This is a genomic window from Streptomyces sp. NPDC020917 (assembly GCF_044333795.1).
Taxonomy (GTDB): Bacteria; Actinomycetota; Actinomycetes; order Streptomycetales; family Streptomycetaceae; genus Actinacidiphila.
In genome coordinates, this window is sequence record NZ_JBIRRR010000002.1 from 155,933 (window position 1) to 170,750 (window position 14,818).

Genomic DNA, 14,818 nt, shown 5'->3' on the forward strand with positions numbered 1-14,818 from the left:
ACGCCCGGTAACCTATGCCGGTGCAGGCACAGAGCACGGGTTGACGGACATCGGTTGAGAACGGGTTTAGGAGAGGGCAGAGCTATGGAAGAGCCGCGTCGCCTCGGCGGCCGGTACGAGCTGGGCTCGGTGCTCGGCCGAGGTGGCATGGCCGAGGTGTACCTCGCCCATGACACCCGTCTCGGCCGTACCGTCGCTGTGAAGACACTGCGGGTGGACCTCGCCCGCGACCCGTCCTTCCAAGCCCGGTTCCGCCGTGAGGCCCAGTCGGCCGCCTCTCTCAACCACCCGTCGATCGTCGCGGTGTACGACACCGGCGAGGACTACGTCGACGGGGTCTCCATCCCGTACATCGTCATGGAGTACGTCGACGGCTCGACGCTGCGTGAGCTTCTTCACTCCGGGCGCAAGCTGCTCCCCGAGCGGGCCATGGAGATGACCGTCGGCATCCTCCAGGCCCTGGAGTACAGCCACCGGGCGGGCATCGTCCACCGGGACATCAAGCCCGCCAACGTCATGCTGACCCGCACCGGCCAGGTCAAGGTCATGGACTTCGGCATCGCCCGCGCGATGGGCGACTCCGGCATGACCATGACGCAGACCGCGGCCGTGATCGGCACCGCCCAGTACCTGTCGCCCGAGCAGGCCAAGGGCGAGCAGGTCGACGCCCGCTCCGACCTGTACTCGACCGGCTGCCTGCTCTACGAGCTGCTGACCGTGCGGCCGCCGTTCGTCGGCGACTCACCCGTAGCGGTCGCCTACCAGCACGTCCGCGAGGACCCGCAGCCGCCGTCGGTGTACGACCCCGAGGTCACGCCGGCGATGGACGCCATCGTCCTCAAGGCGCTTACCAAGGACCCGGACTACCGCTACCAGTCGGCCGACGAGATGCGCGCCGACATCGAGGCGGCCCTCGACGGCCAGCCGGTCGGCGCGACCGTCGCCATGGGCGCGATGAGCTACGGCTACCCGCAGGGCTACGGCGACACCGCGGCCACCACCGCGCTCCCGGCGCAGGGCGGCGACCAGGGCACCTCGATGCTCCCGCCGATGCGCGACGACGACGGCGGCTACGGCTACGACGAGCGGCCCGACCGGCGCCGGCAGAAGAAGAGCCACACCTCCACGGTGCTGCTGGTGATCGCCGCCGTGCTGGTGCTCGTCGGCGCGATCTTCCTCGGCAAGGCGCTGTTCGGCGGAAAGTCGCCGGGCAGCGACTCGGCCGTGCCGAACTTCGTCAACACCACGCTGAGCGAGGCGAAGACCAAGGCGGCCAACGTCAACCTGACACTGGTCGAGGACCCGTCGGCGTACTGCGACAACACCCAGGCCGGCAGCATCTCCAGCCAGAAGCCGGCCGCCGACACCTCGGTGCCGGACGACAAGACCGTCCACGTCGTGGTCTGCAAGGGCGCCGCGCCCATCGAGATCCCCGACGTGAAGAACGACCCGGTGGACTCGGCCCGCCAGAAGCTGATCAGCCTCGGCTTCACGGTGACCGTGAACCCCAAGGTCTCGACCACCGACGAGCCGGGCATCGTGCTCGGCCAGGACCCGCCTGGCGGCTCCAAGAAGCCCAAGGGCTCGGCCGTCACGCTGACCGTGTCGCAGGCGCCGAAGAAGGTCGTGCCGGCAGACGTGACCGGCGTTCCCTTCGACAACGCGCGGGCCCAGCTCAAGGCGCAGGGCTTCACCAACGTGACGAGGGCGCCGCAGGACATGCCGTCCGACACCACGGCCAAGGGCAGCGTCATGCAGCAGTCGCCCGACCCGAACAACGGCCCGGTCTCCCTGGACACCCAGATCGTGCTCACCGTCTCCTCCGGCCAGCAGCAGACGCAGGCGCCGCCAGCGACGATGCCGACCGACATCCAGGGCAAGACGGTGGGCGAGGTCAAGCAGGAGCTGCAGCAGCTGAATCTGAACCTGCAGATCTCGGCGGTCGGCCCCGGTGGCAACCCCGTCGGTGACAACGCCAGGGTCTACAACAGCGACCCGGCGCCCGGTTCTCAGCTCAATGAGGGCCAGCCCGTCACGCTTCAGGCCATCGGCAACGGCAACGGGGGCTGATCCCCGCACCGCTCGCACACGAAGGGGCGGCCCGCACGATCACCGTGCGGGCCGCCCCCTTTCGTTCGCCCTCCTTGCGCCGGCCCAGCTCAGCTCAGTTCAGGCGGCGGGGTGCGCTGGGCGTCGACCTTCTGGGTGCGGACGAGTTCGCCCCAGACGATGTAGCGGTAGCGGGAGGTGTAGACGGGGGTGCAGGTCGTGAGGGTGACGTAGCGGCCCGGCTTGGTCTTGCCGGACTCCTTCGGGACCTGGTCGGTGACGTGCACGTTGTACTTCGAGGTCTGGTCGAGGATCTTGTAGACCTTGTAGACGTACCAGGTGTCCTTGGACTCGAAGACGATCGGGTCACCGATGTGGATCTTGTTGATGTTGTGGAACTTGGCGCCGTGGCCGTCGCGGTGCGCCGCCATCGTGAAGTTCCCGGTGGAGTCCCAGGGCATCGCCGAGGCGACGGGCTTGGTGTAGTAGCCGGCCACGCCCTCGTTGAGCACCTTCGTGGAGGTGCCCTTCTTCACCAGGACCTCGTAGTGCTTGCCCATCGCCGGCACGTGGAGGAAGCCGATGCCGTCCTTCGTGTCCAGGCCGCGCGCCGGGACCTGCGGCTGCTGGGCCCACTCGTGGCGGACGTCCTGACCGGCCTTCTTCTCGTGCCGGTCGGCTATGACGTTGGTCCACCACAGGGAGTAGACGACGAAGAGGGCCAGGATCAGGCCCAGAGTGATGAGTATCTCGCCGAGGACGCTGATCGTGGCAGCGATCGGTCCCCGCCCGCCCCGTTTTTCGCTGGTCACACTCTTCCGTTCGTGGTCGGTGTCTTCGCCCCCGGCTCAGCCCTTGAGCAGTGCGTCGGGCTTGCCCTTGCTGCGCGGCCGCTCCTCGACGAGCTTCCCCCAGACGATCAGCCGGTTCGTGCTGGTGAACTCCGGCGTGCAGGTGGTCAGCGTGATGTAGCGGCCGGGCTTGGTGAAGCCCGAACCGGTCGGGATGGGCTGCAGCACGCTGGTGTTGGACGGCGGCGTGGAGGCCAGCGAACTGGTGACCTGGTACGTGTAGTAGGTCGTCGCGGTCTCGACCACGATCTTGTCGCCGGGCACCAGGTGGTTGATGTAGCGGAACGGCTCGCCGTGGGTGTTGCGGTGCGCGGCGACAGCGAAGTTGCCGGTCTTGTCCCAGGGCATCGCGGTGTTCAGCGATCCGTCGTAGTGCCCGATCATCCCGTGGTCGAGGACCTTGGTCTTGGAGACGCCCTGCGCGACGGGCGCCTTGACGTCCAGCTTCGGGATGTACATGATCGCGAAGCCCTGGCCGGGCTGGAAGACGCCGGGCGCGCGGTTCGGGTCCCCTGAGGTGGTCGCCCACTGGTGCTCGAGGTTGTTCGAGGCGCTGTTGGCCTGCTGGTGGGCGCGGACGTTGGTCCACCACAGCTGGTAGGTGACGAACAGCAGCATGACGACGCCGGCCGTGATGAACAGCTCACCGACGATGCGGCTGATGACGACCGAGGGGCTGTCCTTCGCGGCCTTCGCCGCGCGGCGGGCCTCGACCCTGCTGAGCGGTGCGGACGGCTGCGCCGCCTCTTCGGCCGGTGCCGGCGCCCCGCCGCGGGCGCGCGCCCGGTGGCCTCCCCCGCCCTGGCGTGCGGCTTTGCGGCGTGCGGCGCGCCCGCCGTCCGCGGGCGGGGCGGCCGGTGACGCGGCGGCGTCGACCTCGGGGAGCACCGCGGTGTCCTCGGCCTGCGGTTCGTCGACCGTCCCGGTGCCGGCCGGCGGGTGCTGCCGGGGCTCCGCGAACGGGTCGTCCCGCGTGGGCAGCGGCTCGACGTAGGCATCCGCCGCCGCCTGGGGCGGCTCGGTGTAGAGGGCGGCGAAGGGGTCCGCCGTCTGCTGCCGGCCGGCGAAGGGGTCCGGCGCCTGCTGGGGCTCGGCGAACGGGTCCGTGGCGGGCAGCGGTTCGGCGTAGAGGCCGCCTGCCGCCGGCTGCGGCTCCACGAACGTGGCGGCGCCCACCGGCTGGGGGCGCTCCGGGCCGGCGCGGAACCACGGCGAGGAGGGTGCCGCCCCGGGCTGCCCGCCGTCGCCGGGCGACGCGGGCTCCGGGGCGGGCGAAGGAGCGGGAGGGGGAGCGGCGTGCTGGGGGGCGGCCGGCGGCCGGCCGGGCAATGGATCGTTGAGGGGGTCGTCGAGCCGCTCGACGGCGGCCTTGAACTGCCCGGTGTCCTCGTAGGACATCGGGCCGTCGGCGGGACGCTCCGGTCGGAGCGTGGTCACGCCCCGGCCCTCCCGCTGAGCCCGCTCACCCCGACCACCGGGGCCAGCCCGCGCGACCGCTCGACCGCGCCCGGATCGCCGCACTCCGCAAGCCAGTTGGCGAGCATCAGGTGCCCCCATTCGGTGAGCACCGACTCGGGATGGAACTGCACGCCCTCGACGGCGGCGTCACGGTGCCGCAGGCCCATGATGATCCCGTTCTCCGTCCAGGCGGTGACCTGCAACTCCTCCGGGAGGGTGGCCCGTTCGACGGCGAGGGAGTGGTAGCGGGTCGCGGTGAACGGCGTCGGCAGCCCGGCGAAGACGCCGGTTCCCTCGTGCGTGACGAGCGAGGTCTTGCCGTGCAGCAGCTCCGGCGCCCGGTCCACCACGCCGCCGTACGCGACCGCCATCGACTGCACGCCGAGGCAGACGCCGAAGACCGGCACGCCGGTGTCCGCGCAGTGCCGGACCATGTCGACGCAGACGCCCGCCTCTTCGGGGGTGCCGGGGCCGGGCGACAGCAGCACGCCGTCGAACCCGTCCTGGGCGTGCGCAAGTTGGACCTCGTCGTTGCGCAGCACCTCGCACTGCGCGCCGAGTTGGTAGAGGTACTGGACGAGGTTGAAGACGAAGCTGTCGTAGTTGTCGACGACCAGGATGCGTGCGCTCATCGGACGGCTGCCATCCCGTTGTCGACGGTCACGTCGTTGAAGGGCAGCAGCGGCTCCGCCCACGGGAAGATGTACTGGAAGAGTAGGTACACGACGGCCAGGACCAGGATGAGTGAGAGGGACGCCCTCACCCATGCGTTCCCCGGCAGATGCCGCCAGATCCAGCCGTACATTCCGTGCCTTCCCTGCACTCAACGTCCTTGACTGCTCCCCGGAACAGAGTAAAGGGAGATCGGCCGCAGAGGGGGCCCGGCTGGACAAAGCTTCGGCATGAGCCGAGAACGGGCAGATGGCCCGTGGTCAGGGATTGGGCACAGGTTTCGCATAGGTCAGATCCACCGAGCCGGAGTACCCCGGGAGGGTGACGCGGCCCTGCGCGCCGACCTTCCAGCCGAGCCCGTACGCCTGGACGTACTGCAGGTAGTTCTGGATGGCCGGGCTGTCGGCGAGCGCCTTGCGGAGCTTGTCCTGGTCGCCGACGGCGGTGATGCGGTAGGGCGGCGAGTAGACCCGGCCCTGGAGGATCAGGGTGTTGCCGACGCAGCGCACCGCGCTGGTGGAGATCAGCCGCTGGTCCATGACGCGGATGCCCTGCGCGCCGCCCTGCCACAGCGCGTTCACCACGGCCTGCAGGTCCTGCTGGTGGATGACCAGGTCGTTCGGCTGCGGGTCGGGCACGCCGGGGACCAGGGGCACGGCGTTGGGCGGGGCGTCGTTGAGGGTGACGTTCAGCGCGGCGCCGGTGAGCGGGGCGGTGCCGGCGACCTTGTCGAGGCCGGCCAGGCGCTGCCGCTCACCGGCGGTCAGCCCGCTGTCCGCGCCGGCGAGGTGGTCGACGTCACCCCGCACCGAGGCGACCTGCTTCTCCAGCTGCTCGTTCTCCTGGCTCCTGGCCCGGACGTTGTCGGAGAGCTTGGGCAGCGGGTCGTCGCTGCGGATGTTCACGCCCTTCGCGGTGTCGAAACTCGTCCAGAAGATCAGTCCGGCCAGCGCGAAGACTCCCGCACTGAGCACTCGCAGCGCTACGGTGCGATGAGCAGGACGGGAGGAGGGGGTGGGGGAGGTGCCACCGGTTCCGGTCACCAAATACCCTGTCTCCTTAACAACCCGAGGAAGCACTACGCTAACGGACGCCCGGCAGCGGAAACGCATCCACCAGCCCCATATCCGCCCGGCTTACCCACCACGCCCGCGCGGTTACGCAGCGCATCGACAGGAGAGTTCCTCGTGCCGAAGTCACGGATCCGCAAGAAGGCGGACTTCACCCCGCCGCCGTCGAAGAACGCCACGGCCATCAAGTTCGGCGGCCGAGGTTGGGTCGCACCCCTGATGCTCGCGTTCTTCGTCGTCGGGCTCGCCTGGATCGTGCTGTTCTACGTGACCCAGGGCAGCCTGCCGGTCGACGCCCTCGGCAACTGGAACATCGTGGTGGGCTTCGGCTTCATCGCAGGCGGGTTCGTCGTCTCCACCCAGTGGAAGTAGCTGCCCGCGCACGCTCGCGCCCAGCACTTGTCCACACGGTTATCCACAGTGGGGAAAAGGTCGGAAGATCTGTGGATAACCTCTACGAGGTTGACGCCGGTACGACCGGTGGCCGCACGACCGGCCACCGGTCGTTCGTGCGTTCCGAGGTGATCTTGCCCGGTCTGTCCAGGGCAAACCCGTCATGGTGACCCTCCGCACAGCCGTTCCCACGTGCTGTGCACAACAGGCGGAAGCTGCGCCTCCTGCTGTGGATAACGTGTGATCAACGCCAAGGACACGGCCTCGCGTCGGGTCAGGACGTGACCTGCGCCACAGCGATGGCGGAGACGACGAGCGAGATCACCAGCATCGCCGCGCACGTCCCCCACTGGACCAGGGCTCTGCGGTCGCGCGGCGCGTACAGCATCCCTATCGCCACCACGGTGCCGGTGAGCAGGCCGCCGAGGTGGCCCTGCCAGCTGATGTTGGTCCAGGTGAAGCTGAAGACGATGTTCAGCGCGAGCAGCACCAGCACCGGGCGCATGTCGTAGCGCATCCGCCGCATGTAGACGGCGGTCGCGCCGAACAGGCCGAAGATCGCGCCGGACGCCCCGATGGTGAGCGAGCCGGGCGCGATGACCAGCACCGCGGCGCTGGCGCCGAGCGCTGAGACGAAGTACAGGGCCAGGTAGCGGGCGCGGCCGAGGCGCTGCTCCAACGGGGCGCCGATCCACCACAGCGAGAGCATGTTGAAGATGATGTGCATCGGGTTCGTCCGGTCATGGACGAACGCGGAGGTCAGGACGCGGTACCACTCGCCGTCCGAGACGCCGCAGCGGGCCGGGGCCAGGGTCTGCAGGTCCACGCACTTCGAATAGAGCCCGAGGTCGGTCACCAGCCGGTCGCCGACCGCCAGTTCCAGCACGAACACCAGGATGTTCAGGCCGATGAGGATCTTGGTGACGAGGAACGGGTCGGCGGAGACGCTGCCGCCGGCGATCGTCCGCGGCTGGACATGGGTGCCGCCGCGCTGGCTGACGCAGTCCCGGCACTGGAAGCCGACGGACGCGTTGACCATGCACTCGGGGCAGATCGGCTTGTCGCACCGGGTGCACCGGATGCCGGTCTCCCGGTCCGGATGCCGGTAGCAGCAGACCGTCTGGTCCATGTCGCCCACTCCCCTGGAGGCGGCCCGCCCTGTGCGGCCGCTGTGCACTCTCGCGCCCCGTCCACAAGGACGAGCGGACGGGGCGCAGTGTTCCCGAAGGGTACGGGATCGTGGGGGCACCCCGATCAGGAGGTGCGCTTCTCCACGACCACCGACTCGATCACCACGTCCTCCAGCGGACGGTCGGTCCGCGGGTTGGTCGGGGTGCCGATGATGGAGTCGACGACCTTGCGGCTGGCGTCGTCGGCGACCTCGCCGAAGATGGTGTGCTTGCGGGTCAGCCAGGTCGTCGGCGCGACCGTGACAAAGAACTGCGAGCCGTTGGTGCCGGGGCCGGCGTTGGCCATCGCCAGCAGGTACGGCCGGTCGAAGGCCAGGTCGGGGTGGAACTCGTCGGCGAACTCGTAGCCCGGGCCGCCGGTGCCGTTCCCCAGCGGGTCACCGCCCTGGATCATGAAGCCGGAGATCACCCGGTGGAAGACCGTGCCGTCGTAGAGCCTGGCCGTCGACGGCTCGCCGGTCCTGGGGTCGGTCCACTCGCGGGTTCCCTCGGCGAGCCCCACGAAGTTCGCCACCGTCTTGGGCGCGTGGTTCGGCAGCAGCCGGATCACGATGTCCCCGTGGGTGGTCTTCAGGGTGGCGTAGAGCTGCTCGGCCACTGTCTACCTTCCATAGATCTCTGGTGAGTGGGCACAAATCCTTGCACGCGCGCGGTCCGCTCCGGCGACTTCCCCCCGCTCGAGCGCCCGGCGGACCCCGCGAACTAGGCCGACTGACCCGGATGCCTTGCCGCACATGCCGTACCCGGGGCGGCCGGGCATGATTTCAAACCGGGTGGAAAGGCGAAAACCGTACGCCACCGAGGAGGAGGTACTCGTGACCCGCAACGACAGCGTGCGCCGCGCAGCCGACGCGACGAAGGACAGCGTGCGGCACGCCGCGGAGGTGGCGGCACCGTACGTGAGCACGGCCCGGGAGAGCGCCGTGCTGTACGGCAAGCAGGCCGGCGTACTCGGCAAGCAGGCCGGGGTGCTCGGCAAGCAGGCCGGCGTACTCGCCCGGCAGCAGTACGACGCGCGGCTGGCCGCCAAGGTCGACGACGCGCGCGCCCAGGCCGTCGCGGCCATCCCGCCGAAGGTCACCGAGGCGATGGAGACCGCGGCCCGCCGCACCCGCAAGGGGGCCAAGGCGGCCGCCGACTACACCGCGCCCCGCGCCGCCGCCGCGGTGGCCACGACCCGCTCGGTGGCCGGCCCGGCCAAGGACGAGGTGGTGGTGCGCGGCGCCGCCGCCCTGCAGGCCCTGCGCGGCCAGGTGACCCCGGCCGAGATCGACAAGCTGGTGCGGCGCCGGCTCCGGCGCGAGCGGGCCGGCCGCGCGATGCGCGGGATGGTCGTGATGACGCTGGCCGGCGGTGCCGTGTTCGCGGCCGTGAAGTGGTGGAGCAAGCAGTCCAACCCGGACTGGCTGGTGGAGCCGTCCGAGCCGACGGAGGTCAGCGACCGGATCGGCCCCGGGACGACGCTGACCGTCGTCGACACCCTGGAGGAGACCGGTTCCGTCAACGGCTCGGGCCCGAAGGTGGACCGGGTCGACGGATCGCCGGACGCCGAGGTGGAGGCCAAGCAGGCCGACGCCGACCGGCCGGAGGACGACGAGCGCTGAGCCCGCCCGCCGCGTCCCGCCCCGCCTTCCCTGCCGGGGCGGCGGTGACGTGATGCCTCCTGCGCGGCGACGGTGAGGCGGTGGGCACCCGCCGGGTGCCCACCGCCTCGTCCGCGCGTGCCGTCCTGATGCCTCACGCCGTCGGCAGCGGCCGGCTCTGCGACGCCTGCCCGGCGGGGGCCTCGGAGCTCGGACCCGTGCCGGCCCCGTACTCGTGCTGCTCGGGCAGCACCGCGGGGACGTTCCGCAGGGTGACCAGGGCGGCCACCGCGCCGAGCGTCATGATCGCGGCGGCGATCAGCGTCGTGGTGTGCAGGCTGTCCACGAACGCGTGGCGGGCCGCGTCGGCCACCTGCAGCCCGGCCGTGCCGCCCAGCCGGCCGCCGGTCTCGACGCCGCCGCTGACCGACTCGCGGGCAGCGTCCACCTGCGCCCCGCTGAGCCCGCCGGGCAGTGTCAGGTTGCTGCGGTAGAAGGCGCTCAGCACCGAGCCGAGGATCGCGATGCCCAGGGCGCCGCCGAGTTCCATCGCCGTCTCGGAGATCGCGGCGGCCGCGCCGGTACGGGTCCGCGGTGCGCTCGCCAGGATCGTGTCGGAGGTGACGGAGAAGGTGAAGATGATCCCGACGCCGTTGAGGACCAGCAGCGGGACCAGTTGCCAGTAGCCGGTGTGCGTGTCGGACATGCCCAGGCCCGCGGTGCTCACGGCCATCAGGACCAGGCCGCTGGCCACCGTGCGGGCCCGCCCGATGCGGGGGATGAGCACCGCGCACAGCGGCGCCGCGAAGGCCGCCGACAGCGGTCCGGGCAGCAGGGCCAGGCCCGCGGTGAGCGGCGACCAGCCGCGCACCACCTGGAAGTACAGGGAGAAGCCGAGCGACAGGGTCGTCGAGGCGAACATCGTGACGACGTTCGCGCCGATCGCGCCGGAGAACGCCGGGTTGCGGAAGAGTTTCAGCTCCAGCAGCGGGTCGGCGAGCCGGGTCTGGCGGCGCAGGAACACCAGCAGGGACGCGGCGCCCACCGCGGCCGCGATCCAGGCGGAGTGCGCGCCGACGCCGTCGCGCGCGGCGGTCTTGATGGCGTAGATGACGCCGAACATCCCGGCGATCGACAGCGGCACGCTGACCCAGTCCAGCCGGCCCGGGTTCGGGTTGCGCGACTCGGGCAGCAGCAGGACGCCCGCGACCAGGACCAGCGCCATCACCGGGACGTTGATCAGGAAGACCGAGCCCCACCAGAAGTGGTCCAGCAGCAGGCCGCCGACCACCGGGCCGAGCGCGAAGCTCGCGGCGGCGATGCCGCTGCTGATGCCGATCGCGGTGGTGCGCTCCTTGGGGTCGGTGAAGGCCGCGCGCACCAGCGAGAGGGTGGACGGCATGATCGTGGCGCCCGCGAGCCCCAGCAGGGCCCGTGCGGCGATCAGCGTCTCCGGGCTGCCGGCGTAGGCGGTGAGCGCGGAGGCGGCGCCGAAGCCGGTCACACCGATCAGCAGCAGCTTCTTGCGGCCGATCCGGTCGCCGAGGTTGCCCGCCACGATCAGCAGACCGCCCAGCACGAAGCCGTAGACGTCCACGATCCACAGCAGTTGGGTGGAGGTGGGGTCCAGCTGCCGCGCCAGCGACGGCACGGCGTAGTTCAGGACGCTGTTGTCGATGCCGAGCAGCGCGGCGGCGACGCAGCAGATGGCCAGCACGGCCCAGCGGTGGGCAGCGGCCGCGGGCGCCGCGGCCCCGGACCGCGGTCCGGGGGTCTTGGGGTTCGTCTGCGATGTCATGCCCCGGAGCATGCGCGCGGCCGCTGACCGCGCCCTGACGCGTCACGCACCGCCCCCGGTGCGCGCCCGGTCAGCTTCCGGTCAGCGCCGGGACCGTGGGGCGGCAGCAGCTCCCGCCGGGCCGCTCGGAGGCATTCGCGAGGGCGTACGCGGCCGTTCAGCGCGCGCCGAGGTAGGAGGCGAGGAGGGCGGCCGCCGCCTCGCGGGAAAGGGCCGTGGAGGACGCCAGGGCGGTCGCGTAGGCGTCCTCGCCGAGGGCGCTGCGGGCCGCCGCGGCCGAGGCGGCCGCGTCCCGGCCCTTGAGCGCGCCGCCGCGCAGCGCCTCCGCTGCGCCGAGCAGCTCCGCCGCCCGCTCCGGGGCGCCGTCCAGCAGCGCCAGCGCCGCGGTGGCCTCGGCGGCCTCGGACCCGGCGAGCGGGAAGGCGAGGGCGACCGTGTCGATGGCGGCGGCCTCCCGGAGCCGGGCCCGGGCGGTGGCGGCGTCGCCCTCGGCGACCGCGATCCGGCCCATGGCGACGAGCACCTTGGACCGGGTCGAGTTGCTGGAGAACCAGCCCACCGGGCACTCGGCCAGAGCCTGCGCGCACAGGGACCGCGCGCCGTCGAGGTCGCCGCGCAGGCGCAGGGTCTCGGCCAGGCCCAGATGGGCCATGGCCAGTGTCTCGGGTGCGCCCGCCCGCCGGGAGAGCTCCACCGCGCGCTCGCAGGACTCCGCGGCGGCCCGGTGGTCGCCGGCCTGCCGGCTGTAGGCGGCGCGGTTGCAGAGGAGTTCGGCCATGTCGAGGGCCGAGTCCAGCTCCTCGGCCAGGACCAGGGCCTCGCCCAGGAGGTCGGCGGCCCGCAGCACCTCCCCGCGGTTGTCAGCGAGGTCGGCCAGCACGTTGAGGCAGGTGATCATCCCCCAGCGGTCGCCCTGGCGCCGGAAGCCGTCCAGCGACAGCGTGCACTCGCGCTCGGCCAGCTCCGCGTCGGCCGTCACCATCCACGCCTGGAAGCCGGTGCCGAGGTGTCCCAGCGCCCGGTACCAGGGGTCGTCGTCCTCGGCGAGGAACTCCTCGAGGACGGCGAGGGTGTCGGCGCCGTCGTCGGGCACCCCGGCGAACGGCGCCCAGAGCAGGGTGAGCACCGGGAAGCGCCGGGCGAGCCGGTTCCGGTCCTCGACGACCCGGGTGGCCGCGGCGACGTGCTCGGTGAAGCCCTCGGGGTCGGACAGGGTGCTGACCACCGCCATCACGCACAGCGCGTACTCCTCCTCCAGCCCCTCGGGCGGCCGCGGGCCGAGCGCCGCGAGCACCCGCCGGGCCGGCGCCGCGCCCTCGTAGCGGACGCCGCGCAGCAGCCAGTACGAGGAGAGCGCGGCGATCAGCCGCATCGCGTCTGGGATGTCGCCGGAGTCCAGGCTGCGGTGCAGGGCCGCCCGGAAGTTGTCGCGGTCCTCGGACAGCCGCCGCAGCCACTCCAGCTGGGCGGCGGTCCGCAGGTGCGGATCGGCGGTGAGCGCGACATCGAGGAAGTGGGCGATGTGGGCGCGCTGCACGGCCTCGGTCTCGCCCGCCTCGGCGAGGCGCTCGGCGCCGTAGGCGCGGATGGACTCCAGCAAGCGGTAGCGGACCCGGCCCGAGCCGTCGGGCTGCTGGACGGCCACCAGCGACTTGTCCACCAGGGTCGCCACCAGGTCCAGGACGTCCTCGGCGGCGATGGCGTCGCCGTCGGCGCACACCGCCTCGGCCGCGGCGAGCGTCCAGCCGCCGGCGAACACCGAGGCCCTGCGCAGCACCGCCCGCTCGTCGTCGGGGAGCAGCTCCCAGCTCCAGTCGACGACCCCGCGCAGCGAGCGCTGCCGCGGCTCGGCCGTCCTGCTGCCGCGGGACAGCAGCCGGAACAGCGCGTCCGGCCGCACCCCGAGGCTGAACGGGGAGGCGTCGTCGGGGCTGCCCGCACCGGGTCCGCCGGCGGATCCGGCGCCGAGCCGGTCGGCGATCTCGGACACCGACAGCGAGCGCAGCCGAGCTGCGGCCAGCTCGATGGCCAGCGGAAGCCCGTCGAGCGCGGTGCACAGCCGCAGGACGGCCTCGGCGGTGGCCGCGTCGGCCGCGGGGTCGAAGTCGGGGCGGACGGCCGCGGCGCGTTCGCCGAACAGCCGCACCGCGGGGGAGGCGAGGGCCTGCCGGCGTGCCGTGCCGGCCGGCGGCAGGGGCAGCGTGGGGACCGGGCTCAGCACCTCGCCGCCGATCCCCAGTGCCTCCCGGCTGGTCGCCAGGATCCGCACCTGCGGGGAGCCGGCGAGGAGGCGCTGGGCGAACCGGGCCGCGTCCTCCACCAGGTGCTCGCAGTTGTCGAGGACGAGCAGCAGGGGCCGGCCGTCCAGGGCCGCGGCGATCCGGGCCACCGGGTCGGGCCCCGCGGCGCCGGGGCCACCGGCCAGCAGGCCGCCCCCGCGCAGACCGAGCGCGCCCAGCACGGCCTGCGGCAGCTCGTCGCCGCCACTCAGACCGGCGAGTTCCACGAACGTGGCGTCGTGCGGGTGGCGGCCGGCCGCCTCCACGGCGAGCCGGGTCTTGCCGGCCCCGCCGGGGCCGATCAGGGTGACCAGCCGACCGCGGGTCAACTGGGCGTCGATTCGGTCGAGTTCCTGCTCGCGGCCGACGAAGCTGGTGATCTGCGCGGGCAGTTCATGGCGCGGGCCGAGGGAGGCGGGGACAGCAGGGGTGGGCGCCGAAGGGGTGAGCACGGCGGCAGCCGGGGAGACCGGCACGGAAGGGGCGGCTGATGTTTCACGTGAAACATGACCGCCGATGCCCGTTTCGCCGGACCCCGCACCATCCGTCGATGTTTCACGTGAAACATCGGATCCGCCGGGGGAACGAGTCGGCAGCAGCTCGGGGTCGCCCCGCAGAACTGCCAAGTGAACCCTGGCCAGTTCGGGGCCCGGGTCGGCGCCGAGGGTGTCGGCCAGGGTGCGGCGGGCCGTCTCGTACGCCTCCAGCGCCTCGCTCTGCCGCCCGCTGCCGTAGAGCGCCCTCATCGACTGAGCGCGCAGCCGCTCCCTGAGCGGGTGCGCGGTGACCAACTCGCCGAGTTCGGCGACCAGTTCCCGGTGCCGCCCGAGGACGAGATCGGCCTCCACCCGGTCCTCGACGGCCCCGACCCGTATCTCCTCCAGTCGAACGGCCTGCGCGGGGGCGAAGGGCGCGTCCCCGACGTCGGCCAGCGCGGGTCCCCGCCAGAGCCCCAGCGCCTCGCGCAGCAGCGCGGCGGCCCCCGCGGCGTCCCCGGCGGCCAGCGCGTCCCGCCCGCGCGCCGCGACGCGCTGGAAGCGGTGGGCGTCCACCTCGCCGGGATCGACCGCCAGCAAGTACCCGGCGGGGTGGCCCTCGATCGGCACCGGCAGCACCTGCCGCAGCCGGGACACCTGGGACTGCACGGCGTTGCCCACCCCGGCCGGCGGCTCCTCCCCGTACAGCCCGTCGACCAGCCGCTCCACGGTCACCAGGCGGCCCGCGTCCAGGAGCAGCAGAGCGAGCAGGGCCTTGCGCCGCGGGCCGCCGAGCGCGACCTCGCCGCCGTCCGTACCGATGACCCGGGTGGTCCCGAGGATGCCGAACATCACGCCCCGATTGTTGCGTACCGGCCCGGCTCCCCTCCCTGGCCGCTACCGCCACCCGCTTCCGGCCCGGACGAGGACCGCGGGCCCGGACGAGGCCCGCGAAACCGTTACGCCGCGGTCCGCGCGAGCCCCGCGGCCACCCCGGCC

12 protein-coding genes are annotated in these 14,818 nt (G+C 72.3%); 3 read left to right on the forward strand and 9 right to left on the reverse strand.

The annotated features are described in order from the left end of the window. The first annotated feature begins 84 nt into the window (after window positions 1-84). The gene (gene pknB, locus ACH4TG_RS04625) at window positions 85-2,070 is read left to right on the forward strand and encodes a Stk1 family PASTA domain-containing Ser/Thr kinase (protein WP_398240683.1); all 1,986 of its coding nucleotides are present in this window, start codon (window positions 85-87) and stop codon (window positions 2,068-2,070) included. Window positions 2,071-2,159: 89 nt separating this feature from the next. Here the strand turns inward: pknB and ACH4TG_RS04630 are convergent, their stop codons facing one another. The 5 genes from ACH4TG_RS04630 to ACH4TG_RS04650 form a co-directional block, all read right to left on the reverse strand. Beyond that, window positions 2,160-2,861, reverse strand: coding sequence for a class E sortase (locus ACH4TG_RS04630; protein WP_398240684.1), 702 nt, complete (start codon window positions 2,859-2,861; stop codon window positions 2,160-2,162). 36 nt (window positions 2,862-2,897) lie between these two features. Then, window positions 2,898-4,298, reverse strand: coding sequence for a class E sortase (locus ACH4TG_RS04635; RefSeq protein ID WP_398241178.1), 1,401 nt, complete (start codon window positions 4,296-4,298; stop codon window positions 2,898-2,900). A gap of 35 nt (window positions 4,299-4,333) precedes the next feature. Further along, the gene (locus ACH4TG_RS04640) at window positions 4,334-4,990 is read right to left on the reverse strand and encodes an aminodeoxychorismate/anthranilate synthase component II (RefSeq protein ID WP_398240685.1); all 657 of its coding nucleotides are present in this window, start codon (window positions 4,988-4,990) and stop codon (window positions 4,334-4,336) included. Then, the gene (locus tag ACH4TG_RS04645; protein WP_398240686.1) at window positions 4,987-5,163 is read right to left on the reverse strand and encodes a hypothetical protein; all 177 of its coding nucleotides are present in this window, start codon (window positions 5,161-5,163) and stop codon (window positions 4,987-4,989) included. Before ACH4TG_RS04645 ends, ACH4TG_RS04640 begins: the two co-directional genes overlap by 4 nt. A 127-nt stretch (window positions 5,164-5,290) precedes the next feature. After that, window positions 5,291-6,073 (reverse strand): DUF881 domain-containing protein, encoded by a 783-nt coding sequence (locus tag ACH4TG_RS04650; protein ID WP_398240687.1) that lies wholly within the window; start codon window positions 6,071-6,073, stop codon window positions 5,291-5,293. A gap of 144 nt (window positions 6,074-6,217) precedes the next feature. Between ACH4TG_RS04650 and crgA the strand changes: the two genes are divergently transcribed. After that, on the forward strand, window positions 6,218-6,472 hold the full coding sequence (gene crgA / locus ACH4TG_RS04655) for a cell division protein CrgA (protein WP_398240688.1): 255 nt from the start codon (window positions 6,218-6,220) through the stop codon (window positions 6,470-6,472). A 295-nt stretch (window positions 6,473-6,767) separates the two neighbouring features. Here crgA and ACH4TG_RS04660 read toward each other — a convergent pair whose 3' ends face one another. Together ACH4TG_RS04660 and ACH4TG_RS04665 are read right to left on the reverse strand one after the other, a co-directional pair. Continuing rightward, window positions 6,768-7,622, reverse strand: coding sequence for a rhomboid family intramembrane serine protease (locus ACH4TG_RS04660; RefSeq protein WP_398240689.1), 855 nt, complete (start codon window positions 7,620-7,622; stop codon window positions 6,768-6,770). A 125-nt stretch (window positions 7,623-7,747) separates the two neighbouring features. Continuing rightward, window positions 7,748-8,281, reverse strand: coding sequence for a peptidylprolyl isomerase (locus ACH4TG_RS04665; protein WP_398240690.1), 534 nt, complete (start codon window positions 8,279-8,281; stop codon window positions 7,748-7,750). 217 nt (window positions 8,282-8,498) lie between these two features. Between ACH4TG_RS04665 and ACH4TG_RS04670 the strand changes: the two genes are divergently transcribed. Beyond that, window positions 8,499-9,287: a DUF5324 family protein gene (locus ACH4TG_RS04670; protein WP_398240691.1), complete on the forward strand. Its 789-nt coding sequence runs from the start codon at window positions 8,499-8,501 to the stop codon at window positions 9,285-9,287. A 133-nt stretch (window positions 9,288-9,420) separates the two neighbouring features. On the opposite strand, the gene ACH4TG_RS04675 is transcribed toward ACH4TG_RS04670, so the two are convergent. Together ACH4TG_RS04675 and ACH4TG_RS04680 are read right to left on the reverse strand one after the other, a co-directional pair. Continuing rightward, window positions 9,421-11,064 (reverse strand): MFS transporter, encoded by a 1,644-nt coding sequence (locus ACH4TG_RS04675; protein WP_398240692.1) that lies wholly within the window; start codon window positions 11,062-11,064, stop codon window positions 9,421-9,423. A 157-nt stretch (window positions 11,065-11,221) separates the two neighbouring features. After that, window positions 11,222-14,671 carry an AfsR/SARP family transcriptional regulator gene (locus ACH4TG_RS04680; RefSeq protein WP_398241179.1) on the reverse strand — a complete coding sequence of 1,150 codons (3,450 nt, stop codon included), beginning with the start codon at window positions 14,669-14,671 and terminating at the stop codon, window positions 11,222-11,224. Window positions 14,672-14,818 lie beyond the last annotated feature (147 nt).

Bases quoted from the DNA above. Each gene is read 5' to 3' on its own strand.
- pknB (WP_398240683.1), top strand. From the start codon at position 85: ATGGAAGAGCCGCGTCGCCTCGGCGGCCGGTACGAGCTGGGCTCGGTG.
- ACH4TG_RS04635 (WP_398241178.1), bottom strand. From the start codon at position 4,298: ATGTCCTACGAGGACACCGGGCAGTTCAAGGCCGCCGTCGAGCGGCTC.
- ACH4TG_RS04640 (WP_398240685.1), bottom strand. From the start codon at position 4,990: ATGAGCGCACGCATCCTGGTCGTCGACAACTACGACAGCTTCGTCTTC.
- ACH4TG_RS04645 (WP_398240686.1), bottom strand. From the start codon at position 5,163: ATGTACGGCTGGATCTGGCGGCATCTGCCGGGGAACGCATGGGTGAGG.
- ACH4TG_RS04660 (WP_398240689.1), bottom strand. From the start codon at position 7,622: ATGGACCAGACGGTCTGCTGCTACCGGCATCCGGACCGGGAGACCGGC.
- ACH4TG_RS04675 (WP_398240692.1), bottom strand. From the start codon at position 11,064: ATGACATCGCAGACGAACCCCAAGACCCCCGGACCGCGGTCCGGGGCC.
- ACH4TG_RS04680 (WP_398241179.1), bottom strand. From the start codon at position 14,671: ATGTTCGGCATCCTCGGGACCACCCGGGTCATCGGTACGGACGGCGGC.